We start from the raw sequence: 24,843 nt of genomic DNA, 5'->3' as shown, positions 1-24,843 counted from the left end.
GGTCGTTTATATTTTATTCATTGAGTATTTAGTGTACTAGTCAGTGATTATCTCTCTTTGCGGGCCACCAACCTACGATTTGTCCTATATTGAGGTTCCCGCAAATAGTGTTACCGTTGGGCAATAAATTCTGTGGCCGGTCACTTGCATTGAGTGGCGCTGTGCCAATCATGCGGGCGAGGTAAATAGGATAACGTAATGAAAATCAAACCAGACGATAATTGGCGTTGGTATTTTGACGCTGAACATGACCGATTGATGCTGGACCTTGCCAATGGCATGATTTTCCGTTCCCGTTTTCCTGCGAAAATGCTGACGCCTGATGCTTTTGCCGAATCTGGTTTTTGTGTCGACGATGCTGCGTTATATTTTGATTTCGAAGAGCAGTGTAAAAAAATTAAATTAGCCGCCGAACAACGCGCTGAATTAGTTCTCAATGCCTTAGTCGCTTTTCGATTTTTAAAACCGCTGATGCCAAAAAGCTGGCATTTCACTCAACAATATCATCCTTTCCAGCCGGATAATGGTCAGTTGGCCTGCGTTAATGTTATGGAATCGGGTGAACAGGTAACTTTGCTGGTGGTTGAGTCAGGGGATAATGCCAGTTTGTGCCTGTTGGCACAGGAACGGCTGACTTTGGCCGGCCGAGGCATGGTGCTGGGTGACGCCATTAAAATCATGCATGACCGTTTGATGCCTGCGCAAATTAAAGCTGAAGCCGTTTACGACAGGGCAGTATAAACAGGCTCCTGCGTACTTTTATTACCCGACTCACTTTTCTATTTAAGATCATCGGGTTTATAAACCGCTTCGCTGAAGCCGAACTCTATATTATTCCAATATTAGATCCGACGCCGGAACACAGCTGCAAGAAAGAATTTTACCCTGTTTACCAATGGCGCTGGCTTTAAGTGCATTAACTTCACCCTCGACCATCGTCAATTTACAACTTCCGCAAATCCCCGCGCGACACGAGTAAGGGATCTTGAATCCTTGCTGCTCCAGCTGTTCTAACAGGATCTGCTGATTATTACCCTTAAACTCGCTGCCTTTATATGTGATAGCCACTGGTTGCGCTTCGGTTTCCGGCAGTTCGACATTCTCAACCACAACACCGGCCGAATAGCGGCGCGCAGGTTTGGTTGCGAGGATCTCCACGCTGTCGCCAGCGCGAATAATGCCACTGTTACGGGCAATCATATTCTGGCCGAAATCGACGTCGCCATCATCGGCGGTGCGATAACTCTGCAGCGTTTTCAAAGGTTCACCGGAAGGATGCTTCCTGCCGCGTTCGGTACTGACAGTAGTCAGCACGCAGCGGCTGCAAGGTTTGACCAAATCAAAAATCACGCTGCCGACGCGGATAGTCTGCCAGGTATCTTCGGCGTAGGCTTCAGCACCTGTTATCACCAGATTAGGTCGGAACTGCTCCAGCTTGACGCTGGCCGGGCATCGCTGCTTGAGATCGAACATCGAGGCTTCGTTGAGTAATAGATAAGGGAAGCCGTCAGCAAAAGAAAGCGGGATCTCAGGCTGGTTTTTAACGCGGCGAGTAAGATCCTTTCCGACCCAGCGCAACTCTACGTCACGTTTAAGATAACCGCTTAACCAGCGGTTGATGTCGGCAGGTGCAATCTGGGCAGTGAACTGATTTCCCCACACCTCGGTGGGTGCAGACTGCTCGGCAAATTCAGCGAATTTTACCGATACGCTGTTGCGGCCATCAGGGCTGGTTAAAATTAAACCATCAGGTAACAAAGCCGGTGTAAACTGCACCAGCTGCGGATACTGGCGGGCGGTAATAAACATCCCCTGGGGATCGGTTAGCATGAAGAGGCGGTCAAATGCCAGACCGCTGGGTGTAACCTGAGCATGCGAAAGTTGCAGACCGCGCATGGATTTGACTGGATGAACGTACAAGCGTGACAAACTGACCACTATTACCTCCGGGCCACACCAACAATCGGCTTTCTATACGGGCGCTAATTATTTGGTATTGGGCTCTTTTTATGTTGTAGCCACAGACTTTATGACAATCTTGCAAGATTAGCTATAATGCGCAGCTCATTATACCCGTCGTCCTTGCAACCGCAGCGGTGTTGGCTGCGCTCGCGCGCCCTAATCACTTACTGATGTAAGCTCTCGGGGAGATTTACTCGCTTGCCGTCAGGCTGTCTCATCTGGAGTTTTCTCCAGCAAATGCCAATGGCGTTGGGTATGTACCTTACTGATTAAAGTAAGGAAAGTTTTTAATTGTAGGAAATAACTTCTAGGTGATTACGTCAATATGAACTCTTTGTTTGCCAGCACGGCGCGTGGATTGGAAGAACTATTAAAAAGCGAACTTGAAACGCTGGGTGCGCAGTCCTGCAAAGTAGTGCAGGGAGGAGTCCATTTTGAGGGCGACGATCGCCTGCTTTACAAAAGTCTGCTGTGGAGCCGTTTGGCTTCGCGCATCCTGCTTCCTTTAAATGAATTTAAAGTTCACAGCGATCTCGACCTGTATCTGGGCGTGATGGCTATCGACTGGCCGAGCATCTTTGGCGTCGAGAAAACCTTCGCGGTGCATTTTAGCGGCCTGAATGATGAAATCCGCAACAGCCAATACGGCGCGTTGAAAGTTAAAGATGCGATCGTTGACAGCTTTACCCGCAAGATGGACGAGCGTCCGAATGTGGCAAAGCAGCAGCCTGATATTCGCGTCAACGTTTTCCTGCAGCGTGATACTGCAAGCGTTGCCCTCGATCTCAGCGGCGAAGGCCTGCATCAGCGCGGTTATCGCGACCTGACGGGTCAGGCTCCGTTGAAAGAAAGCCTGGCAGCGGCAATCGTCATGCGATCCGGCTGGCAGGCGGGCACGCCGATGGTCGATCCGATGTGTGGTTCTGGCACCCTGCTGATTGAAGCCGCGATGATCGCCGGCGATCGCGCTCCGGGCCTGCATCGTCAGCACTGGGGCTTTACCGCCTGGTCTAACTTTAATGAGGAACTGTGGCGCGAGTTGACCACTGAAGCCCAGGTGCGTACGCGCCGTGCGGTACAGGAAACCACCTCACGCTTCTTTGGTTCAGACATCGATCGCCGGGTCATTGAAATGGCGAAAGCCAACGCCCGCCGCGCCGGTGTTGCCGAGTTGATAAGCTTTGAAGCCGCAGAAGTTGGCAAGCTGAAAAACCCGCTGCCTGAAGGTCCGGTAGGCACTATTATCAGCAACCCGCCCTACGGCGAGCGACTGGAAAGCGAACCGGCACTGATTGCCTTGCACAACCTGCTGGGCCGCGTAGCTAAAACGCAGTTTGGCGGTTGGCAACTGTCGCTGTTCAGCGCCTCACCAGAATTGTTGAGCTGTTTGCAACTGCGTGCCGATCGTCAGTTCAAGGCGAAAAATGGCCCGCTGGAGTGCGTGCAGAAAAATTATCAGCTGGCTGAAAATCCAAATGGTACCGCCGGAACACAGATTGCCGAAGATTTCGCCAATCGCCTGCGGAAAAATGTTAAGAAATTGGAAAAGTGGGCGAAGCAGCAGGGCATTGAATGTTACCGTCTATACGATGCCGATTTGCCAGAATACAACGTTGCGGTAGACCGTTACGGCAGCAAGGTTGTGGTGCAGGAATACGCGCCGCCGAAAACGGTGGATGCGCAAAAAGCCCGCCAGCGTTTGTTTGATGTGATCAATGCCACCTTGTCGGTGCTGGATATCTCTTCCAGTCAGCTGGTGTTGAAAACCCGTGAACGGCAGAAGGGCACGAGTCAGTACGAGAAGCTGGCACAAAAAGGTGAATTCTTGCAGGTTGAAGAGTTTAACGCCAAATTCTGGGTTAACTTGACCGACTATCTCGATACCGGCCTGTTCCTGGACCACCGTATCGCCCGCAAAATGCTGGGTGAAATGAGCAATGGCAAAGATTTCCTGAATCTGTTTGCCTACACCGGAACCGCAAGTGTGCATGCGGGTCTGGGTGGCGCGCGCAGCACGACTACTGTCGATATGTCGCGCACTTATCTGGAATGGGCTGAAAAAAATCTGCGAGTTAATGGCCTGACCGGTCGTCAACATCGCCTGATCCAGGCCGACTGCCTGTCGTGGCTGGCCAATGCCGATGAGCAATTCGACCTGATCTTTATCGATCCGCCAACGTTCTCCAACTCGAAACGTATGGCCGAAAGCTTTGACGTTCAGCGCGATCATCTGGCGCTGATGAAAGATTTGAAACGCATTTTGCGTCGCAACGGCACTATCATGTTCTCAAACAACAAGCGCGGTTTCCAAATGGACGCCGAGGGTTTGAGCAAACTTGGCCTGAGCGCGAAAGAAATTACCGGCCAGACTCTGTCTCAAGACTTTGCCCGTAACCGCCAAATTCACAACTGCTGGTTAATCACTCACGCCAGCGAGGAAAAATAAAGTCTATGTCGTTAATTAGCATGTCAGGTGCCTGGTTGTCTTACAGCGATGCGCCTATTTTGGATAACACCGAACTTCATATCGAACCTAACGAGCGCGTCTGTCTGGTTGGGCGTAACGGCGCGGGCAAATCGACTCTGATGAAGATCATCAACCGCGAAGTGCCGCTGGATGATGGTCGTATTGTGTACGAGCAGGACTTGATTGTGGCGCGTCTGCAACAGGATCCGCCGCGCAATGTTGCCGGTACGGTATTCGATTTCGTTTCTGAAGGTGTTTCTGAACAGGCCGAACATCTGAAAGCCTATCATGCCATTTCTCATTTGGTCGAAACCGATCCGAGTGAGAAAAACATGAACAAACTGGCACAGGTTATGGAAATCCTCGATCATCAGGGCCTGTGGCAGCTCGACAGCCGTATCAGCGAAGTGCTGTTGCAGCTGGGTCTTAACGGCGATACTGAGCTTTCTGCCTTGTCCGGCGGCTGGTTGCGTAAAGCCGCGCTGGGCCGTGCGTTGGTGAGCAACCCGAAAGTATTGCTGCTCGACGAACCAACGAACCACCTTGATATCGAGAGTATCGCCTGGCTGGAAGAGTTTCTGAAAGAATTCCAGGGCAGCATCATCTTTATCTCGCATGACCGTTCATTTATCCGCAACATGGCGACCCGCATTGTCGATCTCGATCGCGGCAAGCTGGTGTCTTATCCGGGTAACTACGAGCTGTATCTGACCAGCAAAGAAGAAGCGCTGCGCGTTGAAGACTTGCAGAATGCCGAATTCGACAAAAAACTGGCGCAGGAAGAAGTGTGGATCCGACAGGGCATTAAAGCGCGTCGTACCCGTAATGAAGGCCGCGTGCGTGCATTGAAAGCCCTGCGTAAAGAGCGTTCCGATCGCCGTGAAGTGATGGGGACCGCCAAAATGCAGGTTGTCGAGGCTTCCAGCTCCGGCAAAATCGTCTTCGAGATGGAAGACGTTAACTACAGCGTGGCCGGTAAGCAGCTGGTTCGTGATTTCTCTGCGCAAGTTATGCGTGGCGATAAAATTGCTCTGGTTGGCCCGAACGGCTGTGGTAAAACCACGCTGCTCAAGCTGATGCTCAGCCAGCTGGAGGCCGATAGCGGCCGCGTACACTGCGGGACCAAGCTGGAAGTCGCCTATTTCGACCAGCACCGCGCAGAGCTTGACCCGGAACGTACCGTGATGGACAACCTGGCCGAAGGCAAGCAGGAAGTCATGGTAAATGGCCGTTCACGCCACGTACTGGGCTATCTGCAAGACTTCCTGTTCCACCCGAAACGTGCAATGACTCCGGTCAAGGCGCTGTCTGGCGGTGAGCGTAACCGCCTGCTGCTGGCTAAACTGTTCCTGCGTCCAAGCAACCTGTTGATTCTCGATGAACCGACCAATGACCTGGATGTTGAAACTCTGGAACTGCTGGAAGAGCTGATCGACAGCTATCAGGGTACTGTGATGCTGGTAAGCCACGACCGTGAATTTGTAGATAACTCGGCGACCGAGTGCTGGATTTATGAAGGCGACGGGGTGATCAACAGCTATGTTGGCGGTTATCACGATGCGCACCACCAGCGCAGCTCGCAGCGTATCCTGCGTTCTTCTGCTCCGGCCGAAAGCAAGGCAGCGCCAGCGGCCAAAGCTGAGCCGGCAAAACGCACCGCTAATAAAATGAGCTACAATCAACAGCGCGAGCTGGAACAGTTGCCTCAGAAAATCAGCGAGTTGGAAGGGCGTATCGAAGACCTCGGCAAGCAGATGAGCGATGCCAGCTTCTTTACGCGTCCTCACGATGAAACCCAGCAAGTGCTGAATGCTCTTGCCAGCGCCGAGCTCGAGTTAGAGCAGGCGTTTGAGCGCTGGGAAGCGCTTGAAGCTCAGAAGAACGGCTAAGTTCGCATCTTGCTTCTGCCGTCTCTCCCGTGGGAAAGGCGGCAGAAGTGTCGTTTTTCCCCGTGTTTCGCCATTGAGGAGTTGAATGTGTGTTCACACTCTAATGACCCGCACATCTTGTGCCCCCAGTGCGATCTGCTCGTTACTCTGCCCACTTTACAATACGGCCAGAAGGCTAACTGTCCTCGTTGTAAATCAACGCTTACCACTCGCTGGCAGGAACCGCGCAAACGCCCGGTGGGTTACGCCATAAGCTCGCTGTTTATGCTGCTGTTGGCTAACCTGTTCCCGTTCGTGAACATGAATGTCAAGGGTCTGACTAGCCAGATTACCCTGATTAAAATCCCTCAGGTGCTGGTCAGTGATGACTATTCCAGCATTGCTTCACTGTTTATGATCGTGGTGCAACTTATCCCGGCATTCTGCATGGTGTCGATCATCATCCTTTGCGGCGGCGTTACGTTGCCCAGAAAATGGAAAATCCGCATCGCCTGGGTGTTGTTCCACCTTAAAGCCTGGTGCATGGTCGAAATTTTCCTGGCCGGCGTGCTGGTCAGCTTTGTGAAACTGATTGCCTATGGCGAGGTCGGGATTGGCACCAGCTTCATTCCTTATGTCTTATTCTGCCTGTTACAAGTGCGCGCGTTTCAATGCACGGATCGCTTCTGGCTATGGAACCAGGCGGTACCGGCACCGGTGATTGCCCAGCCTTTGCGCGTCGGCCAAAGCGGGCTTTCTCAGGGATTGCGTTCTTGCGCCTGCTGTATGGCGATTTTGCCGGTCAGCCAGCAAACCTGTCCGCGCTGCTTTAGCAAAGGCTATGCCCGTAAAAAGCACAGCCTGCAGTGGACCATGGCGCTGCTGATCACTTCCATGATGCTGTATATCCCGGCAAATTTAATGCCGATAATGATCACCCAGTTCCTCGGCACCAAGATAACCTCGACTATTATGGCGGGCGTGGTGTTGCTGTGGAGTGAGGGATCTTATCCGATAGCGATGGTGATTTTTATCGCCAGTATCATGGTCCCTTCGCTAAAAATGCTGGCTATTGCCTGGCTTTGCTGGGACGCCAATGGGCGTAAGAAAGTTGACCGTGAAAGACTGCACGTTGTCTATGAGGTGGTTGAGTTTGTCGGGCGCTGGTCAATGATCGACGTTTTTGTAATCGCGGTGCTGTCGGCACTGGTCAGAATGGGGCAATTAATGAGTATTTATCCGGATATCGGCGCGTTGCTCTTTGCACTGGTCGTGATCCTCACGATGTTCGCCGCAAGTACATTCGATCCCCGTCTGATTTGGGATCGCTCAGGAATCTTTGAAACCAAGGAGCAACTCGATGGCGGAAAATAAGCCTACTCACGAGGAAAACAACGCCGGGATCGCTGAGGTCGGCAAGATCAAACGCTGGTCGCCCGTGTGGATCATTCCGGTACTCACCGCGCTGATAGGCGCGTGGATCCTGTTCTATCACTTCAGTCATCAGGGCCCGGAAGTGACGCTTATTACCACCTCCGCCGACGGCATTGACGCGGGTAAAACGGCAATCAAAACCCGTAATGTGAACGTCGGGCAGGTTGAAAGCGTGACCTTAAGTGATGACTTGCAGCATGTCATCCTCAAGGCGCGTCTTGATTCTGGCATGGAAAAAATGCTCAAGAACGATTCTGTGTTCTGGGTGGTCAAGCCGCAAATAGGCCGCGAAGGGATCTCGGGTCTTGGCACGCTGCTGTCGGGCGCTTATATCCAGCTGCAACCCGGCTCAAAGGGCGATGAGAAAGAACAGTATAAATTACTCGATTCTCCGCCGCTGGCCTCCCCGGATGCGCAGGGTATTCGCGTAGTGTTGACCAGCGATCGTGCCGGTCAGCTCAATCCGGGCGATCCCGTGCTGTTCCGAGGTTTCCAGGTGGGTACAGTGGAAACCAGCCACTTTGATCCCGCTTCGCGTCAGCTTCGTTACCAAATTTTCATTCGTGCGCCTTACGACAGTCTGGTGACGACCAATGTCCGATTCTGGAAAGACAGCGGCGTTAACTTTGATATGTCATCGTCAGGTATTCGTGTCGAGATGGGCTCGTTGACCACGCTGTTTACCGGCGGTGTCAGCTTCGACGTGCCAGACGGCTGGGAGCGCGGCGCTAAAGTTGATAGCAGTGCAACCTATGCATTGTTTAACGATCAGCGCAGCATTCAGGATTCTCTGTATACCAATCACACCGATTATGTGCTGTTCTTCAGCGATTCCGTGCGTGGCCTGCAACCTGGTGCGCCTGTTGAGTTCCGCGGCATTCGATTGGGTACTGTCGGACAAGTTCCGTATCAGAAATTCGGCATGCAGAATCAAATCGACAGCGATTATCGTATCCCGGTGTTAATCCGTATCGAGCCTGAACGCTTCAACAAGCTGTTGGGTAAAGATTTTAATATGGATGAACGTTTGCAGGACGCGCTGAAGCACGGCTTACGCGCTTCGCTGAAATCGGCCAACCTGTTGACCGGTTCGCTGTATGTTGATTTGGACTTCTATCCGAATGCTAAACCGTGGAAAGGTCCGTATGCCCTTGATGGCCAGGCACTGTTGCCAACGGTTAGCGGCGGATTGGCGCAGATTCAACAAAAACTGATGGCAACATTGGATAAAATCAACGGCTTGCCATTGAATCCTATGATTACCGAAGCGACGAAGACGCTGGCGCAAAGTCAGAAAACGCTTCAGTCGACGCAGAAAACCATCGATTCGCTCAACGCTATTGTGGCGAGCAAAGAGATGAAAAATCTGCCACAGGATATGCAGAAAACGCTGTTGCAGCTCAATCGCAGCATGCAAGGCTTCCAGCCTGGTTCACCGGCCTATATCAAGATGGTTGGAGATATGCAGCGCCTGGATGAAACTTTGCGTGAACTGCAACCGGTGCTTAAGACTCTGAATCATAAGAGTAATGCGTTGGTATTCGCCGCCCCAGGGCAAGATGATCCTCAGCCGAAGAAGGCCAAATAATGATGAAATGGATACCTGTCGTCTTAGCGTTGTTTCTGGCTGCCTGTAGCAGCGATGGCAAGAAAACCTATTACCAGTTACCGACTGTCAATAGTTCAGCTCCGACAGCGGTGGTGAGCACGGGCGGCGGATTAACACCGACCGTTGAACAGCCAAAACTGTGGATTTCGCAGGTTAGCGTGGCTGATTTCCTCGGCACTTCGGGACTGGTTTACCAGACCAATGATGTGCAATACGTGATGGCGGCCAATAATCTGTGGGCCAGTCCGCTGGACCAGCAGTTGCAACAGACTTTGCAAACCTATCTGGGGCGCAGTCTGCCAGGCTGGGTTATTTCGGGTCAGCAGGCCAGTGACGGCAAGCAGGAGCAGCTTGCGGTCAACGTGACGGGCTTCCACGGCCGTTATGATGGCAGGGCGCTGATAAGCGGTACGTGGACGCTCACGCGCGATGGCCAGGTCACTCAGCACAACTTTAATATCGAATTGAAGCAGCAAAAGGATGGCTACGATGCACTGGTCAGAACTTTGGCTAGCGGATGGCAGCAAGAAGCCAACAGCATTGCTGCACAAATAAGATAAATTATTTTTATTGGTTCGATAAAAAATCCCGATTTCTCCGCTTGGAGAGGTCGGGATTTTTTTATGGTGATCAGGTGGATGAGGCTCTGGCTTGCACGATTAGCTAGCGCGCAATCTATAAAGATAGCCCAATATTGTGACAATGGCGTGAATTTTGCGCATTGACCTGCACGACGATCGAGGCTATTTGTTAGATGTGGACGCAGATGCGCACCACTGTTTTCTTTCCACTTGACCTGAATAACGAGGGACACGAGGCATGAAGAGACAAAAACGCGACCGCCTGGAACGAGCACAATCACGTGGATACCAAGCCGGCATTGGAGGACGTTCGAAAGAAATTTGTCCTTACCAATCATTAGACCAAAGGTCACACTGGCTTGGAGGTTGGCGAGAGGCCATGGAGGTTAGGGCAGTTAACGCATAACTTGCGCCTGACAGTAAAGGGATAACCTCCGCCCGCGGCGGAGGTTTTTTGTTTGAGCCTGAGTTTTACCTCTTCTCTTTAGTTTTCCGAATCAGATTTCTTCCTGCATAACCTGTTCTTTGATTGCTCTGGCTGTCTTTGAGGCATCTGATGGGTTATCTATCAATAAGCTTTTTTCCCGCAGACTGTCTTCCAGAATATCTAAAATTTCCCCATCGACCTCACTGTCAAATTTTCGGGCAAACAGGTTCGGATTCGTCAGCAGAAAATTGGCATCGTTCGCAGTAAAATCACGCGGACGCAGTTTGACTGTTCCCATCGGTACCCAATCAATTGCTCGCATATCATCATTCACCAACTGTGGCTTGAAGCTGGTATTCATCATCACCGTCTGGAAAAAACCTTCATCGGCGATCAGCGTATTACGATAAAAGTCTTTAAACTTTTTAATTTCGGGACTATGGGTAACAAATTCGCAAAATTCACGGCTGAGGATCACCCACTGATTACCGATATAGGGCGTGATGTTGGGAATAAATTTGCGCTCAATAATCGGATCACAAACCACTTCATTATCATTTTCATAAACATAGTTGTGAATACGGTGCAGAGTATCTGGCCTGACTTTTTTCTGATCTAACACTTTCAGAAATTCTTTACCCTGATGCGCTGACAGGTATTCGCGAATATATTCCTGCGATTTAAGCGGAAAATCCTGACCGCTAAGATTGATAAAGAACTTCCATTTATTACTCATTTTCAGCAGCTTATTAATGCCGCGCAGTTCTGCGTCCACCAGGCTGTAACCTCCCCAAACTGCATTTTCACTTTTCAGCAGAGTCGTATTGGGAAAGTGGCTAAGGAATTCTTTAATTTCTTCCTGTAATACCGGACCTGAGCGTTTATCTATGTGGATAACATAATGATTTTCAAGGTGATAGATAGCTTTGAAAAGGCGTTTGAACTGATTCGGAAAACGGTGAACCAACAAAAGATAGGCAATCATGATTAAAATCCTGGGTGAGCCATTCTTTTGTCTACATTTATATTTAATCAACGCAGCGCAAACTCTGCCGGTGAGCTGACTCAGGCAAACAAAATAAGGATAAAAATAAAATGAAAACCCCCCGTCTTAATCGATTAAGACTGGTGGCAGCAAATGTCACTAAAAAAGTAAAGAATTGACGGACTTGATGAGGATGGAAGGAATGAATTGTGCAAGACAAACAGCAACGCTTCTGCGTCACTATAACACAGTTAGGTGGCAACACTGTTGGATTGCCAGAGATAAACGCTTAGAGGACAGTTGCGCGCAATAAAAAAGGCAGGAACCGTGAGGAGCCTGCCTTTTTATCGAGACGAAAAGTATTAGAAAGCAGCGGTGTCTTTAAACAACCCAACTTTAAGATCGGTAGCGGTGTAGATAACCTCGCCATCAACCAGTACTTCGCCATCTGCCACACCCATGATCAGTTTACGATTAATCACGCGTTTGAAGTGCAGACGGTAAGTCACTAATTTTGCCGTTGGCAGAACCTGACCAGTGAATTTAACTTCACCTACGCCCAGTGCGCGGCCTTTGCCTTCGCCGCCCAGCCAGCCGAGGTAGAAACCTACCAGCTGCCACATAGCGTCGAGGCCCAGGCAACCTGGCATTACAGGGTCACCAATAAAATGGCAACTGAAGAACCAAAGATCTGGATTGATATCTAACTCGGCTTCAACGTAGCCTTTGTCGTAGTTACCACCATCAACGGCCATTTTGACGATACGATCCATCATCAGCATATTGCCTGACGGCAATGGTGGTCCACCTGCTCCGAAAAGTTCGCTACGGCCAGAGGCCTCCAAGTCTACTTTCGTATAGGAATCGCGTTTTTCTACCATGTCTTCTTTAAGCCTTATTTTATTGAAGCACGCATGTTAGCTAACACCTGTAAGCTGAACAAGTCCGATCAGCTGCGACTGAACCAGTTTAACCAGCGAAGAGGCCATATGAACCGCGGACGTTCTGATGCAGAAACCAGCGCAATCCTTTCCTGAATTAGCCCCAATAGATTAGGGGTTTCCTGTTCTTCTTCCGAAACAGTATAAGGTAAGCCAGTCAAGATAGGGAGAGCATCTGCAGCATTTTCTACCGCCCAAAGATGGAATGTTCCTTCACGCACGGCATCGATAACCTGTTGATGTAAACAAAGATTACGCACGTTGGCGAGAGGAATAATCACCCCTTGCCTACCGGTCAAACCACGGCGCTGACAGACCTCGAAGAACCCTTCGATTTTCTCGTTGGCACCGCCGATAGGCTGCACGTTACCGAACTGATCGACTGAGCCAGTAACGGCAATTTGCTGATTAATTGGCTGCATCGCCAATGCGCTGACCAAGGCACAAAGTTCTGCCAGCGAGGCGCTGTCACCGTCAACCTCACCATAAGATTGTTCAAAAACGATCGATGCCGAGAAGGGCAGGGGCTGATCGAGTTCGAGTTCGGCAATCAGGAAGGCTTGCATAATCATCATGCCTTTAGCATGAAGATTGCCGCCCAGTTCAGCTTTGCGCTCAACGTCAGTGAATTCGCCGTCACCAGTATGCACCACGCAGCTTATCCGCGAAGGTTCGCCGAATGCGCGCGGATGACCCGGATATTCAAGCACTGACAGGCCGTTGATCTGGCCAATAACTTCGCCGTCGGTCTCAATAAAGATCTGTCCGAGTTCGATTTCGTCCTGCATACGCTCTTGCAGGTAGCTTTCACGCCACGCACGGGTAGAAATGGCGGCATCAAATGCTTTGGCTGTCAGCTGAGGTTCATCATTGTACAGCTCGGCTTCCAGCAGTTGGGCAGACAGCCATGACGGACAAAGTGGCAAACAGCCCTGATCGCTGCTAAATCGCACGGCGGCCTTCAGTAATTCAGGCCATGCGTCTACGGAAAGACGAGGTATTTCCAGTTCATCTGCCAGCGTATTGACGTAAGCGCACCATTTTTCCATGTCGTCAGTGTCGGACAGTGGCAGGTCGGCTTCAAATTCGCCATAAAACGCGGATTCCAGCAGCTCTGGCTCCATGTCATTAAGTTCCCCAAGGGAAACGCGATCGCCAACCAGGATCAGTTTGACGTCGAGCGGCATAGGGGGAATGCTGACAGGTAAAGGCCGAGACTCATCGGGAGAAACCCAGTAATAGCTCTCCTGAGTAATCATTTGCTTGAGGCGAAGCCACAGTAGCGGTTGCGCCAGCAGCGAGCGAATCGACAAGATCAGCACACCGCCATTAACCTGATGAATTAAACCGGGTTGCAGTTCAACTTGGTCCTTGTAAACGCGGACACAGCCGAACAGCTGCTCTGGCTCAATCCATTCCTGATAAAGACAGCCTGATGTTCCGACGAAAGGTGCATTGGCATCCTGTGCAGGCTTAACCTGGATCTTGCGTCCGTCAATCTGGTATTCGCTGCCTGCGAGTTCATCGGCTTCTGGCAATATCTCGGTTACAGCGTCGGCAAGACGTGAGAGGTAGTCTCGGCTTTCCTGACCTTTAACGGTCATAAAACGCGTGCGCGAATTGGGATGACAAAACAGCGAAAGCCCATTTTCCAGACGTGGCTGGATCACGGAGAAATCAACCGGCTCCAGCTGATCGGCTGTAGCAAAAATTGTCTGGTATGGCGTAGAATCCGGCAGTAAGAGCTGCCAATCAAGTCGGTTATTGGTCAATGTGTTAGCTGTAGTCTTCAAAAGGGAAAGGGCGATTATACAAGAATAAGTTCTGCTGCATACCACGAGAGTCACGCAAAGGTCATGCAGATGTGACATTCTGTCGCTTATGGCTGAAAAATAACCACTTGGTTCCTCTGGATGTCGTGACATATTTAGAGTAAAAAGTGACATAAAGCTGCTATGCTTATCAACGTTACGGGGTCACAGAAGAGCTTGCGATGAAATATCAGCAACTGGAAAATCTTGAGAGCGGTTGGAAATGGAAGTATCTGGTCAAAAAACACCGCGAAGGTGAAAGGATCACCCGACATATCGAGAACAGTGCGGCGCAGGAAGCCGTGGATCAACTCCTTCGACTCGAAAATGAACCGGTAAAAGTGCTTGATTGGATCAACAATCACATGAGTAAGGCTTTAGAGAATCGCCTAAAGCAGACTATCCGTGCGCGCCGTAAGCGCCATTTCAATTCAGAGCATCAGCACACTCGTAAAAAATCTATCGATTTAGAGTTTCTGGTTTGGCAGCGACTTGCCGCGTTGGCACAGCGTCGAGGATCAACGCTTTCTGATACTATCATTCAGCTGTTGGAAGATGCGGAACGTAAAGAGAAGTACGCGACACAAATGTCATCTCTCAAGCATGATCTTTTACAGATCCTCGATAATAAAGAAAGCCAAGGTTAAACAGGGCATTCGGGCCACGTGCCTGATTCAGCTAAAGCTAAGGCATAAAAAAAACCCCGCAATGCGGGGTTTTTTAATTCAGAGCTATCAAAAGATAGCGCTATTACTTAAGCCTGTGGCTGAGTAACAACGTCTTTGATGCCTTTAACTTCAATTTCTACGCGACGGTTTGGTGCAAAGCCAGCGATCTGAGCTTTAGTTGCACGACCAGATTTGTAACCGAGGTTACCAGTGATCTGGTTACGTTCGCCTTCACCACGTGCAGAGATCTTGTTAGAAGGGATACCTTTAGATACCAGGTAATCCACTACTGATTGAGCACGTTGCTCAGACAGTTTCTGGTTAGATGCTTCTGAACCGACTGGGTCAGTGTAACCCAGAACTACTACTGAACCGTCTTTCGGATCCAGTGAGCTCAATTGGGTGTACAGCTGATCCAGAGCCTGACGGCCTTCTGGTTTCAGAGTTGATTTGCCGAAGGTGAACAGAACGTCAGATTTCAGAGTGAACTTGTGAGTCTGTACAACTGGAGCTGGTGCTGGTGCCGGAGCAACAACTGGAGCTGCTGCATCTTCCTGACCGAAACGGTAAGAAACACCAACAGACAGGTTAGCGTTGTCTGGACGCGCGCCAACAGTAGCAGCATCACCAATGTTGTTAACCCACTGGTATTCCAGGCGGGTAGCCCATTGTTTGGTGATTGCATATTCGAAACCAGCTGCAGCCACTGGAGAAACACCAGTGTCGTTATCGCTGATGCGAGTGCCGTTGCCAAAGTTGCCTTTAGAATCTGCACGCCAAACCATTGCACCCAGACGAGTGTAGACATCCAGATCGTCAGTCAGTGGGTAGCTCAGTTTGGTGGTCAACTGAATACCTTGAGTTTTGAATGCGCCGTTGTTTACGCTGCCCTTGTAAGCCATACGACCAAGCCAGTCATATCCCAGTTCGAAGCCCACGTATGGGTTCACTTGGTAACCTACAAACGCACCAGCACCCAGTTGGCTGTCACGAGTTGGGCCATTGCCTACGCCTTTGTATGCGTTTGACATACCATGGTCGTGATACTGGGACCAGCCCAGTTTACCACCGGTGTACCAGGTGTTATCTTGCGGTGCGGCTTGCGCTACGGTCGCGAAACCTGCCAGTGCCACTGCTAATGCGATAGCTGTCTTTTTCATTTTTACGCCTCGTTATCATCCAAATAGGCAATTGAGCTTTAAGCTTTAAGCCCTTGGTTAAATTCCTTCGTCCAAGTTATTGCTTCACTTAGGTACTTGCTACTTTATCGTAAGCATTATAAGAGCAACCTTGGCGAACTAAAGTCTACAACGTGGCGGGAAAGTTACAAGCTTGATGTGATAACGCTCAGGAAAAAAAGAGGAAAATGTACACATTTCTTAACATCATAGACAAAATGTTGACGAAACTATGGGTTTTAAAAGCTCAAAAACACCCGAATTTACTGGGCTAAAAGGCCTTTTCAGCACAAAAAACTGAAAAGGTCTCATTTTTCGTAGGATTACTCCTAATTTGAATTAATGGTATACGGAAGAGTGAATTTTTACTGCTGAGGGTTGTCCGGCGACAGAAAAGGGGTCGTTTTGAGGCTTCATGATGAAACCATACGATCCTCCGACCTCTGCCGCGATCTGCAATCTTTTGCGATCTGAGTCACTTAATTCTGGCAACCATCCCAGCACGACGCTGTAGTTCCCGGTCAATAAAGCGCGCTCCATGGCATCGACGGATGCGATCCCCTGTAATTGGCTTACCTGCACTATTTTACTGACCGGCAGACCTGATTGAGCAAGCCAGCGACGGCTAAGCTTTTGCGTTGGTGTCAGCCACAGTAGCCACCGAGACTGCTCACCGAGGTGGTGTAAAAGAGGTAAAAGCAACTGAACTAGCGCGGGTTGATCTTCACTATAGACGAACTCACTGAGTAAGCCACTGTTAGCCTTGGAATTCTGGCTCATCGGCGCAGCGCTTGCCGAAAGGGGATGCTGACTTAAATGAGGGTAATGACGGTGATGAGTTCGCATAGTATTGTTCCACTAGTGAGTAACTGTATGGATATACAGTACTGCTGCTGTGGCGAGAGATCAACCTAAATTTTCCAAGACGTCTCGCATTTTTTTAATGCAATGGGCAGTAAATGAATTTTAGATTTGGCGGCATCCCTCGCTTTGCGTATTTTGCCTTTAGCGTTTCATGTACTTATAAATTTCTCATTGATAGCTACCATGGATAAGGAAATCAATATGTTAAATGCAACTAAAGCAAGGGTGGCTCAGGCCATAAAAGTGCTTATACCACTTGGATTGATCCAATCAAGGCCACAGTTTGGTGGTTACAGTCTGTCATCGGGAGGCGCGATGTTTGCTCTTGTCGCCGAAGGGGAACTTTATTTACGTGCGACTCATGAAAACGAAGCAATGATGAAGCAGCTTGCGATGCGGCAGTTTATCTATCCCAAAAGAGGGATCGAAATCTCGCTGCGATATTTTCAGGTTGACGAAGCTCTGTGGCAACAGCCGCAGCGTCTGATTGAGCTGGCCAATGACTCAATTGCGGGGATGCACAGTGAGCAAGCGCAAAAAAAGAACAATCCTGCACGATTAAAAGATCTGCCCAACATTAGTCTGTCGATGGAGCGTCTGCTCTGGCAAGTTGGGGTGAAAAGTTTCGATGAACTGCGATCGCAAGGCGCAATCAACACCTACGTTAAGCTAACTTTAATCAATAAGAAGGCGGGGTTGAATATGTTGTTTGCGCTGGAAGGGGCGATTTTAGGGTATCATCAGACCGTATTACCTGACGCCTCCCGCCATGAACTCATCAACTGGTTCAATCTGCAAAGGCAGGAGGGCCAAGTGTAAGCATAACCAGCAGGCAAACACTTTCCCTGCTGGTTAATGCGTTAATTTTATGCGACTTTTTCGACGGTGGAGATTTTCACACCCAGCGTGGTCATTTCCGGCAGATGCTCAATCAACAATCTAAGCTGCTGTAGCACCAGCTGTTCTTTGGTATCTGCAGCCGTGGTTTTAGCCTGGATCCTTTCTGACAATTGACTGCGCAACTGATGGATATGGGCCTTTTCTGCGCCTTCGCTATGCAGTGCTCCATCAACATAGCTGGCTGCATCATCCAGCAGCTTTAGCGTTTCAGTATCCTCAAGTTTTTCACGATGAGCCCCCAGCGTGGAGATATAGCTGAGCATGGTGTGATTGAGGCAAAGCAGGCGAAATGCCGATTCCAGCGTGTCCGGATTATTGTCTTTCTCAGACGTCATATTCGACACCACCGACGCTAACTCCGCGTCGCAATTATGCGCGTCGCGCCTGGCGATACGATAATCCAGGCCATTATCTTTGCCCTGATGATATTGCACCAGAATGGCATCCAAATAACGACAGTTGGCGTAAAAGGTTTTGTTGACCACCGCGGGTAACTGCCGGAATCGCCAGTCCGGCCAAACATAGCTGACGGCCAACCAGGCAATCAGGCAGCCTAGCAGGGTGTCGATGATGCGCGGGATAGCGACCTCAAATCCTTGCCCCATGAGGTTGAACAATAGCAGCGCCAGCAGCGTAATAAACATGGTGGCCTGCGCGTATTGCACGCTGCGAAAGGTAAAGAACAGCATCCCGCAGAGTACAATCAAGATCATTTGCCCCTCAAGAGAGGGGATGAAGTAGAGGATTGGCATCCCCAGCGCCACACCGGCTAGCGTACCCACTACGCGCAGGGCCAGACGCCGACGAGTAGCGCTATAGTTTGGCTGGCAGACGAACAGGCTGGTCAGCAGGATCCAGTATCCATGATTAAGCCCGCTGAACTGAATGAACGTGTAGCCGACCAGCAGCACCAGCGACATTCTCACCGCGTGGCGAAATAGAGCCGATTTCGGTGTCAGATGACGTGAAATACGCAGCCAAATATCTTGAAATCCACTTATTCGGTCATCGGCAAACGTTTTTGGACCTGCAGGCTGGTCGTCAGAAAGCGCCTGCTCAGACTCCATGTTCAATAGATTGGCATCGATGGCGCGCAGGTTTTTAATCAGATGGCGTAACGCTTTGATCAGGCTGCTGTCATGATCAAGGGCAGACTGGCGCTCAATAGCCTCGCCAAGCCTTATAAAAGCCCTCTCAAACAATGGATTATGTTGATATTTTTGACGATATAAAATGCATTGGGACAGTTGCTGACAGGCGGTAGATTGCATGCTCATCAACCGCTGCAAGCGGAACAAAATATCGGTGTGATGAAATTGTTCGCTAAGCTTTTGATACTGCACGTGGATTGAACTGGCGCGCTCATGTATATCCTGCGCGACAAAATAGTACTGCAGCGTGCGCCGTGTTCCCTTCTGGCCGCGATCCCCTTTTAAACGACTTTGTAGCGCCGTTTTGGTTTCATTCAATGTTGATACCAACTGGCTGTTGGCCATCGCCAGATTGACCAGCTGCTGGTTGTTGCTGCCATCCTGATCGGGATCAAACATGATGGATTTCGCATCCAGATAAACAGCCAACTGCTGATAACAGCGAGAAATATGGTCCTGTAACGGGCGAATCGGAAACACAATGTGACCGGTTAGCGTCAGAAGGTAATACCAGAGGGTGCCAATCAACAGTAGCAGCGACTGTTCGTACCACACAGGATAAACGTTATTGATCCCCAGCATGGTGTAAATGGCAATCAAAAGTGCGCCAAATGCGATGGTCGCATAACGCTGCCCTAGCGCGCCGAGTAGGATAAAGCCGCAGGTTGAAAAGGTTAGCCCGATGGCGAACAACCAGGGATAGGGAAAGAGTAAAACCACGGAAACCGAGGCGATAAAAAACGACACCAACGTAATCAGTAAGTTACGAAGCCGCCCCGCCAACCTGTCATCCAGGTCACTCAAACCGGCGGCAACGAGGCCCAGCGTAAGCGGGATGGTTAGCTTGGGCTGTGAGAGGAGCCAGGGACCGGCTACGGTCCCGGCAAGAGCAATAAAAATGCGAATGCTGTACAGCAAATTGCTGTTGTAAGCATAGCGCCGCAGACCTGGTGCGATAGAAAGCACGGAAAACTCCAGCAACAAGGTGAATTAGAAACTCAGCGGAAACGTCCGTTATTTCTTAAACGCGCAGCGCTGGCTTCGCGTGCCTGTCTCGCCAGCTCGACAGAAACCACGCGTCTTCCAACCGGCCATAGCGCGATGCCAGCGATTTTAAAGTTTGCGATGCCAACGGGAATGCCGATGATGCTGATACACTGCGCAATGCCGATGGTGATGTGTGAAAGACACAGCCACCAGCCAAAGAAAATCAGCCAGAAAATGTTTAATAAAGTTCCGCCGCCAGAGAGCAGGGCGTTGCGTTTTTCCGGATATAACTCATCCACATGAATCGCTTCATTGCCAAAAGGCAGAAATGACAGGCGGGTGATTTCCCAGCAGGAGCGAGTCAGCGGTAAGGTAAAAATCAGCACGATGCTGATAACGGTGGCGAATAGCCAGGCAAGAGTGGTAAAAAATCCACCCAAAACGAAATTTAGAATATTCAGTACAGTACGCATAAAAAGTCCCGTCTTTGATTTAAGCTGTCCAACGCCATTACGTTACGTTTTTCCTACTCTTATGTATTCTACTCTGTTTTTGGTGCTGGAGCGCCACCGCCTATCACAGGTAAACTGTTTTGGGACTCGCTCATAAATTAAAAATCATGGCGCATAAACATGGAACTGAAATCGACATCATTTGGCAAGCATCTGGCACAGCATCCTTACAACCGGGTGCGGCTTCTGAACGCGGGGGTCGAGGTCAGTGGCGATAAACACAACTATTTAATCCCTTTCAATCAGCTGCTCAATATTCGCTGTAAGCGCGGCATTGTCTGGGGCGAGCTGGAGTTTGAGCTGCCGGAGGCCAAAGTGGTGCGCCTGCACGGCACCGAATGGCAGGAAACTCAACAATTTTATCACTATTTAATGAAAGCCTGGCAGAGCTGGAGTCTCGAAATGAGCGAGGTCAGTGCCGGGGTTTTGCAAAAGCAAATCGAAAATATCACCCGCATTGAGCAGCAAGACAGCTGGTTTAAACGCTCACGGCTGGCGGAAGTGCAAAAGCAAATCCAGCAGGCGTTTGAGGCGATCCCTGTGCCGGTTGAGCGATTGGTCGAGTTCGATAACTGCCACGACGATTATGAAACCTGTTTGCGGTGGTTAAAGCAGGGATCGCAAAGCGTGATGGAGCGTAATCAGGCATGGACCGAGCAGGTTATCAGCCAGAACCGGGATTTTTTCGATAACGTCGAAACGAGTCCGCTCAATGACAGCCAGTGTCGCGCCGTGGTTAACGGTGAAGATGCCGTCTTGGTGCTGGCGGGGGCAGGCAGCGGTAAAACATCGGTGCTGGTGGCGCGCGCTGGCTGGCTGTTACTGCGTCAAGAGGCACTGCCAGAGCAGATTTTGCTGCTGGCGTTTGGACGTCAGGCCGCTGACGAAATGAACACCCGTATTAAAGAACGCCTGAAGATCGACGGTATTAAAGCCAAGACATTTCATGCTCTGGCGCTGCATATTATTCAGGAAGGCAGCAAGAAATCACCGAAAATCAGCAAGCTGGAAACGGACAGCAAAGCTCGCCGTAGCCTGCTGGTTAAAACCTGGCAACAACAGTGCGCCGAGAAAAAGGCTCAGGCCAGCGGTTGGCGTCAGTGGCTGACTGAAGAGCTGGAATGGGAAGTTCCTGAAGGCGATTACTGGAAAAACAAGGCGTTGGCCGAGCGTTTGGGCAGTCGTCTCGAGCGCTGGCTCGGATTAATGCGCAGCCACGGCGGCAGTCAGGCTGAGATGATTGAGCAGGCTTCTGAAGAAGTCCGCGAACTTTTCCAGAAACGTATTCGCCTGATGGGGCCTTTATTGAAAGCGTGGAAAGCCAAACTCAAAGAAGAGGATGCGGTCGATTTCTCCGGTCTTATCCATCAGGCTGTCAATATTCTTGAAAAAGGCCGTTTTGTCAGCCCATGGAAACATATTCTGGTCGATGAATTCCAGGATATTTCCCCGCAGCGCGCGCAATTACTTTCGGCTTTACGCAAGCAAAATAGCCAAACAAATTTGTTTGCCGTGGGTGATGACTGGCAGGCAATTTATCGTTTCAGCGGTGCCGAGTTACAACTGACCACCGCTTTTGCTCATCATTTCGGCGAAGGTGCACAGTGCGCGTTGGATACCACCTATCGCTTTAACGATCGCATCGGTGAAATCGCCAATCGCTTTGTCCTGCAAAATCCGCATCAACTTAAGAAGCCGTTGAACAGTTTGACTAAGGGCAACAAGAAAAACGTGGTGATCTTGCCTGAGGATCAGCTTGAGAAACTGCTCGATAAACTCAGCGGCTTTGCCGAAGATGATGACCAGATTCTAATCCTGGGTCGCTACCATCATTTGCGCCCTGAGGTGCTGCAAAAAGCCGCGACGCGCTGGCCGAAACTCAACCTTGATTTTATGACTATCCACGCCAGCAAAGGTCAGCAGGCGGAGTATGTCATTATTGTCGGACTGCACGAAGGCAATGATGGCTTCCCGGCGGCGGCGCGCGAGTCGGTGATGGAGCAAGTGTTGCTGCCAGAACCAGAAGATTTTGCAGATGCAGAAGAGCGCCGTTTGTTATACGTTGCCATCACCCGCGCCAAACATCAGGTCTGGCTAATGCAGGACAAATCGCGACCTTCGGTGTTTGTCGAGCAACTGGAAGCGCTGGGCGTGCCGACACAGCGTAAACCATAAAATCATGCGTCATCGGCAGGCTTGCTGACGACGCGCAATTTTAATGCCTTATTTCAGGCGATCTTGCAAATAACGCTGATAATCAGGAATGCTGATTTCAACTTTTTGCTCGAACAGTGGGGATTGGATTAGGAAATCTGCAGTCGAGCGGTTGTTGGCGACCGGAATATTCCATACCGTAGCCAGTCGCAGCAGCGCTTTGACATCTGGGTCATGCGGCACCGCATTCAGCGGGTCCCAGAAGAAAATCAATACATCAATTTTCCCTTCAGAAATTAAAGCACCCACCTGCTGGTCACCCCCCATTGGGCCGCTAAGCATGCTTTTCACCGGCAATCCGGTATTTTTCTGCACCAGATTCCCCGTAGTCCCGGTGGCATACAACACGTGTTCACTTAACTGAGCCTTGTTGGCATCGACCCAGCTCAGCAAGTTGCTTTTACAGTGATCGTGAGCAACGAGGGCAATATGTTTCTGTTTTGTAATCGTACGAGTGGTGTATTCCATCAGTCTGGCCTTAAGAGGGAGTATGGGGAATAGATTACTTAAACTCGGTTTTTCTGGGAAGCAATTAGCGGCTAAATAGGGTAAGCAAAGTGGCAATCGTGACAAGTATCAGATTAATGAGCAGAAAATTCACCTATTGTACTGTCGATACGCGGGGTGTGCCGCAGCATCGACCATAAAGAGAAAGATACCGAAGCGGTAACATTTTCGGCATGTAATGCTGAATTATTCTCAGTACGGCTGGCGTTTAAGGTCATGGCGCTCTTTTTAGTCAGTGCAAAAGCCGGAATCGAAGCCGGATGACCGGACAAATTATATTGGGTCATGGCTGCTTCCAGGTTGGCAGGATTGGCGTCTTTAATCTGTAACAGCCGATCCTGTCGGTAACTAATCTGATTACCTTTTTCATCCAGCAGAGCAATATTCATCTTTTGGCTGAAATCACGCCCTTCCTGCTCGGTAGTTAACGGCGGCAGACTGATGCTAACCGCATGAAGATTTTGTGCATTAAAGGCCACGATAATCGGCGGGGAGTGATAAATAGTTTGGGGAGCAGCGCCAAGATGCATATTTTTGCTGATTTGAAACAGCAGTTGATGTTGACCGGCGTCGAGTTCGAGGCTGTCAGCACCTTTTAGTATTGGCCCAGAAACCTGTTTGCCGTCGACAACCAGTAGATCAATTTCTGGTGAAAGTTTGAGGCTTAAGGCGTAAGCAGGCGCACTCAGGTTGGCCAGTAAAATACCGGCAACCATAAAACCAAGCTTCATCATTATCTCCAGCCCCAGTGACTCACCGCATTATTATTCAGCATTGCTTATATTGTGTCAAAGTTTTACAAAATGTATTTTAATTTATAGTGCTGAAACACCTGTTAAAAAGAGAAAGTTTTTTAATAAAACCTTCACTAGAGTCAGACTGAATTACACTTAACTAACCTACAACTTGGGGAGAGAAGCGAGTGAAAGACACTGAGCTAGCTGTATTACTAAAGAATATCAAAAGCATAGCGTTGGTGGGGGCGAGTGATAATCCTTCTCGCCCCAGCCACGGTGTGATGAGATATCTGCTCGACCAAGGCTATGATGTAACTCCGGTCAGTCCAAAATTGGCAGGGCAAACTTTGCTGGGGCAAAAGGTGGTGGCAACGTTGGCCGATATCCAGCATCCAGTTGATCTGGTTGACGTATTTCGTAATGCAGAAGCAGCGTATGGCGTGGCGCAGGAAGCCATTGCCATTGGGGCCAAAGCACTATGGCTACAGATTGGGGTGATCAACGAACATGCAGCTGTGCTGGCTAAAGAGGCTGGTTTGGCGGTAGTGATGGATCGTTGCCCGGCGATTGAAATTCCCCGTCTGGGGTTGGCGCATTGATGATGTGATTATTCAAGCAGCCAAAATTCAAAGCATAAAAAAACCGGTCATCAAGGACCGGTTTTTAAGTTTCAGCTATTATCTGAACAATTAGTTACGCAGGCGAGGCGCCAATAGCTGGCTACGCACAGATTCCGCCAGCTCATCCAGAGTGCTTTGTTCAGGATGTGGAATGCGTGCCTCATGATCGATTTGAATTTCTGCCAGATAAGTATGCATTGGCTGTCCTTCGTTATCTTCCATCACTACGTGATACCAAGGGGCGGCGCGCATCGCGTCATCGGCCTCGATTTCGGCAGCCTCTGGCTTGTCGAGCGAGAACTCGGCATCAACGTCAATAACCACGCCCAAATAGCCCAACATCCGATGGCGGACCTGTTGGCCAATGCCATACTTGCTGGCGACCCCATATTTGCTAGCTAACATAGCGACCTCCTCAAA

22 protein-coding genes are annotated in these 24,843 nt (G+C 50.0%); 11 read left to right on the top strand and 11 right to left on the bottom strand.

Going from position 1 to position 24,843, the window contains the following annotated elements:
• The first annotated feature begins 198 nt into the window (after window positions 1–198).
• A complete protein-coding gene (locus AB3G37_RS17330) occupies window positions 199–741 on the top strand; it encodes a cell division protein ZapC (RefSeq protein WP_009636611.1) in 543 nt (180 codons plus the stop codon).
• Between the two features lie 90 nt (window positions 742–831).
• On the opposite strand, the gene AB3G37_RS17325 is transcribed toward AB3G37_RS17330, so the two are convergent.
• Window positions 832–1,938, bottom strand: a complete 1,107-nt coding sequence (locus AB3G37_RS17325) for a YcbX family protein (protein WP_369788606.1) — start codon at window positions 1,936–1,938, stop codon at window positions 832–834.
• A gap of 349 nt (window positions 1,939–2,287) precedes the next feature.
• Between AB3G37_RS17325 and rlmKL the strand changes: the two genes are divergently transcribed.
• The 6 genes from rlmKL to rmf all read left to right on the top strand — a co-directional run bounded on the left by rlmKL (window position 2,288) and on the right by rmf (window position 10,327).
• A complete protein-coding gene (gene rlmKL, locus AB3G37_RS17320; protein WP_369788605.1) occupies window positions 2,288–4,408 on the top strand; it encodes a bifunctional 23S rRNA (guanine(2069)-N(7))-methyltransferase RlmK/23S rRNA (guanine(2445)-N(2))-methyltransferase RlmL in 2,121 nt (706 codons plus the stop codon).
• A 5-nt stretch (window positions 4,409–4,413) separates the two neighbouring features.
• Window positions 4,414–6,318 carry an ABC transporter ATP-binding protein gene (locus tag AB3G37_RS17315; protein ID WP_369788604.1) on the top strand — a complete coding sequence of 635 codons (1,905 nt, stop codon included), beginning with the start codon at window positions 4,414–4,416 and terminating at the stop codon, window positions 6,316–6,318.
• Window positions 6,319–6,405: 87 nt separating this feature from the next.
• On the top strand, window positions 6,406–7,671 hold the full coding sequence (pqiA, locus tag AB3G37_RS17310; protein ID WP_369788603.1) for a membrane integrity-associated transporter subunit PqiA: 1,266 nt from the start codon (window positions 6,406–6,408) through the stop codon (window positions 7,669–7,671).
• The gene (gene pqiB / locus AB3G37_RS17305) at window positions 7,658–9,319 is read left to right on the top strand and encodes an intermembrane transport protein PqiB (RefSeq protein ID WP_369788602.1); all 1,662 of its coding nucleotides are present in this window, start codon (window positions 7,658–7,660) and stop codon (window positions 9,317–9,319) included. The genes pqiA and pqiB overlap by 14 nt, the downstream gene beginning before the upstream one ends.
• Window positions 9,319–9,900: a membrane integrity-associated transporter subunit PqiC gene (gene pqiC, locus AB3G37_RS17300; RefSeq protein ID WP_369788601.1), complete on the top strand. Its 582-nt coding sequence runs from the start codon at window positions 9,319–9,321 to the stop codon at window positions 9,898–9,900. The genes pqiB and pqiC overlap by 1 nt, the downstream gene beginning before the upstream one ends.
• A gap of 259 nt (window positions 9,901–10,159) precedes the next feature.
• Window positions 10,160–10,327 carry a ribosome modulation factor gene (rmf, locus tag AB3G37_RS17295; RefSeq protein WP_009636604.1) on the top strand — a complete coding sequence of 56 codons (168 nt, stop codon included), beginning with the start codon at window positions 10,160–10,162 and terminating at the stop codon, window positions 10,325–10,327.
• A 91-nt stretch (window positions 10,328–10,418) separates the two neighbouring features.
• On the opposite strand, the gene AB3G37_RS17290 is transcribed toward rmf, so the two are convergent.
• From AB3G37_RS17290 to AB3G37_RS17280, 3 genes are all read right to left on the bottom strand, one after another.
• Window positions 10,419–11,333: a beta-1,6-N-acetylglucosaminyltransferase gene (locus AB3G37_RS17290; RefSeq protein WP_369788600.1), complete on the bottom strand. Its 915-nt coding sequence runs from the start codon at window positions 11,331–11,333 to the stop codon at window positions 10,419–10,421.
• A gap of 362 nt (window positions 11,334–11,695) precedes the next feature.
• Window positions 11,696–12,214 carry a bifunctional 3-hydroxydecanoyl-ACP dehydratase/trans-2-decenoyl-ACP isomerase gene (gene fabA, locus AB3G37_RS17285; RefSeq protein WP_369788599.1) on the bottom strand — a complete coding sequence of 173 codons (519 nt, stop codon included), beginning with the start codon at window positions 12,212–12,214 and terminating at the stop codon, window positions 11,696–11,698.
• 68 nt (window positions 12,215–12,282) lie between these two features.
• A complete protein-coding gene (locus AB3G37_RS17280; RefSeq protein ID WP_369788598.1) occupies window positions 12,283–14,046 on the bottom strand; it encodes an AAA family ATPase in 1,764 nt (587 codons plus the stop codon).
• A 221-nt stretch (window positions 14,047–14,267) separates the two neighbouring features.
• Here AB3G37_RS17280 and matP point away from each other — a divergent pair, with 221 nt between their 5' ends.
• The gene (matP, locus tag AB3G37_RS17275) at window positions 14,268–14,732 is read left to right on the top strand and encodes a macrodomain Ter protein MatP (RefSeq protein WP_369788597.1); all 465 of its coding nucleotides are present in this window, start codon (window positions 14,268–14,270) and stop codon (window positions 14,730–14,732) included.
• Window positions 14,733–14,839: 107 nt separating this feature from the next.
• Here the strand turns inward: matP and ompA are convergent, their stop codons facing one another.
• Window positions 14,840–15,913 carry a porin OmpA gene (ompA, locus tag AB3G37_RS17270; RefSeq protein ID WP_009636599.1) on the bottom strand — a complete coding sequence of 358 codons (1,074 nt, stop codon included), beginning with the start codon at window positions 15,911–15,913 and terminating at the stop codon, window positions 14,840–14,842.
• 357 nt (window positions 15,914–16,270) lie between these two features.
• Entirely contained in the window at window positions 16,271–16,777 is a 507-nt protein-coding gene (sulA, locus tag AB3G37_RS17265) for an SOS-induced cell division inhibitor SulA (protein WP_037378119.1), read from the bottom strand.
• A gap of 219 nt (window positions 16,778–16,996) precedes the next feature.
• Here sulA and AB3G37_RS17260 point away from each other — a divergent pair, with 219 nt between their 5' ends.
• Window positions 16,997–17,614 carry a TfoX/Sxy family DNA transformation protein gene (locus AB3G37_RS17260; protein ID WP_009636597.1) on the top strand — a complete coding sequence of 206 codons (618 nt, stop codon included), beginning with the start codon at window positions 16,997–16,999 and terminating at the stop codon, window positions 17,612–17,614.
• A gap of 47 nt (window positions 17,615–17,661) precedes the next feature.
• On the opposite strand, the gene yccS is transcribed toward AB3G37_RS17260, so the two are convergent.
• Together yccS and AB3G37_RS17250 are read right to left on the bottom strand one after the other, a co-directional pair.
• Entirely contained in the window at window positions 17,662–19,812 is a 2,151-nt protein-coding gene (gene yccS, locus AB3G37_RS17255; RefSeq protein WP_369788596.1) for a YccS family putative transporter, read from the bottom strand.
• A 32-nt stretch (window positions 19,813–19,844) separates the two neighbouring features.
• On the bottom strand, window positions 19,845–20,306 hold the full coding sequence (locus AB3G37_RS17250) for a YccF domain-containing protein (RefSeq protein ID WP_369788595.1): 462 nt from the start codon (window positions 20,304–20,306) through the stop codon (window positions 19,845–19,847).
• A 159-nt stretch (window positions 20,307–20,465) separates the two neighbouring features.
• Here AB3G37_RS17250 and helD point away from each other — a divergent pair, with 159 nt between their 5' ends.
• The gene (helD, locus tag AB3G37_RS17245; protein ID WP_369788594.1) at window positions 20,466–22,520 is read left to right on the top strand and encodes a DNA helicase IV; all 2,055 of its coding nucleotides are present in this window, start codon (window positions 20,466–20,468) and stop codon (window positions 22,518–22,520) included.
• Window positions 22,521–22,568: 48 nt separating this feature from the next.
• Here the strand turns inward: helD and AB3G37_RS17240 are convergent, their stop codons facing one another.
• The gene (locus AB3G37_RS17240) at window positions 22,569–23,027 is read right to left on the bottom strand and encodes a methylglyoxal synthase (protein ID WP_009636593.1); all 459 of its coding nucleotides are present in this window, start codon (window positions 23,025–23,027) and stop codon (window positions 22,569–22,571) included.
• Between the two features lie 113 nt (window positions 23,028–23,140).
• On the bottom strand, window positions 23,141–23,800 hold the full coding sequence (locus AB3G37_RS17235) for a DUF2057 family protein (protein WP_369788593.1): 660 nt from the start codon (window positions 23,798–23,800) through the stop codon (window positions 23,141–23,143).
• Between the two features lie 188 nt (window positions 23,801–23,988).
• On the opposite strand from AB3G37_RS17235, the gene AB3G37_RS17230 reads away from it, so the two are divergent.
• Entirely contained in the window at window positions 23,989–24,402 is a 414-nt protein-coding gene (locus AB3G37_RS17230; RefSeq protein ID WP_009636591.1) for a CoA-binding protein, read from the top strand.
• Window positions 24,403–24,492: 90 nt separating this feature from the next.
• Here the strand turns inward: AB3G37_RS17230 and hspQ are convergent, their stop codons facing one another.
• Window positions 24,493–24,828 (bottom strand): heat shock protein HspQ, encoded by a 336-nt coding sequence (hspQ, locus tag AB3G37_RS17225; protein WP_009636590.1) that lies wholly within the window; start codon window positions 24,826–24,828, stop codon window positions 24,493–24,495.
• Between the last annotated feature and the right edge of the window lie 15 nt (window positions 24,829–24,843).

Source organism: Rouxiella sp. WC2420 (genome assembly GCF_041200025.1).
Lineage (GTDB): Bacteria > Pseudomonadota > Gammaproteobacteria > Enterobacterales > Enterobacteriaceae > Rouxiella.
This window is presented reverse-complemented; position numbering and strand designations above follow the sequence as displayed.

Coding starts and splice junctions, on each gene's coding strand:
- AB3G37_RS17330 (WP_009636611.1), top strand. CDS start 199: ATGAAAATCAAACCAGACGATAATTGGCGTTGGTATTTTGACGCTGAA.
- rlmKL (WP_369788605.1), top strand. CDS start 2,288: ATGAACTCTTTGTTTGCCAGCACGGCGCGTGGATTGGAAGAACTATTA.
- AB3G37_RS17315 (WP_369788604.1), top strand. CDS start 4,414: ATGTCGTTAATTAGCATGTCAGGTGCCTGGTTGTCTTACAGCGATGCG.
- pqiB (WP_369788602.1), top strand. CDS start 7,658: ATGGCGGAAAATAAGCCTACTCACGAGGAAAACAACGCCGGGATCGCT.
- pqiC (WP_369788601.1), top strand. CDS start 9,319: ATGATGAAATGGATACCTGTCGTCTTAGCGTTGTTTCTGGCTGCCTGT.
- rmf (WP_009636604.1), top strand. CDS start 10,160: ATGAAGAGACAAAAACGCGACCGCCTGGAACGAGCACAATCACGTGGA.
- AB3G37_RS17290 (WP_369788600.1), bottom strand. CDS start 11,333: ATGATTGCCTATCTTTTGTTGGTTCACCGTTTTCCGAATCAGTTCAAA.
- fabA (WP_369788599.1), bottom strand. CDS start 12,214: ATGGTAGAAAAACGCGATTCCTATACGAAAGTAGACTTGGAGGCCTCT.
- matP (WP_369788597.1), top strand. CDS start 14,268: ATGAAATATCAGCAACTGGAAAATCTTGAGAGCGGTTGGAAATGGAAG.
- ompA (WP_009636599.1), bottom strand. CDS start 15,913: ATGAAAAAGACAGCTATCGCATTAGCAGTGGCACTGGCAGGTTTCGCG.
- sulA (WP_037378119.1), bottom strand. CDS start 16,777: ATGCGAACTCATCACCGTCATTACCCTCATTTAAGTCAGCATCCCCTT.
- AB3G37_RS17260 (WP_009636597.1), top strand. CDS start 16,997: ATGTTAAATGCAACTAAAGCAAGGGTGGCTCAGGCCATAAAAGTGCTT.
- AB3G37_RS17250 (WP_369788595.1), bottom strand. CDS start 20,306: ATGCGTACTGTACTGAATATTCTAAATTTCGTTTTGGGTGGATTTTTT.
- helD (WP_369788594.1), top strand. CDS start 20,466: ATGGAACTGAAATCGACATCATTTGGCAAGCATCTGGCACAGCATCCT.
- AB3G37_RS17240 (WP_009636593.1), bottom strand. CDS start 23,027: ATGGAATACACCACTCGTACGATTACAAAACAGAAACATATTGCCCTC.
- AB3G37_RS17235 (WP_369788593.1), bottom strand. CDS start 23,800: ATGATGAAGCTTGGTTTTATGGTTGCCGGTATTTTACTGGCCAACCTG.
- hspQ (WP_009636590.1), bottom strand. CDS start 24,828: ATGTTAGCTAGCAAATATGGGGTCGCCAGCAAGTATGGCATTGGCCAA.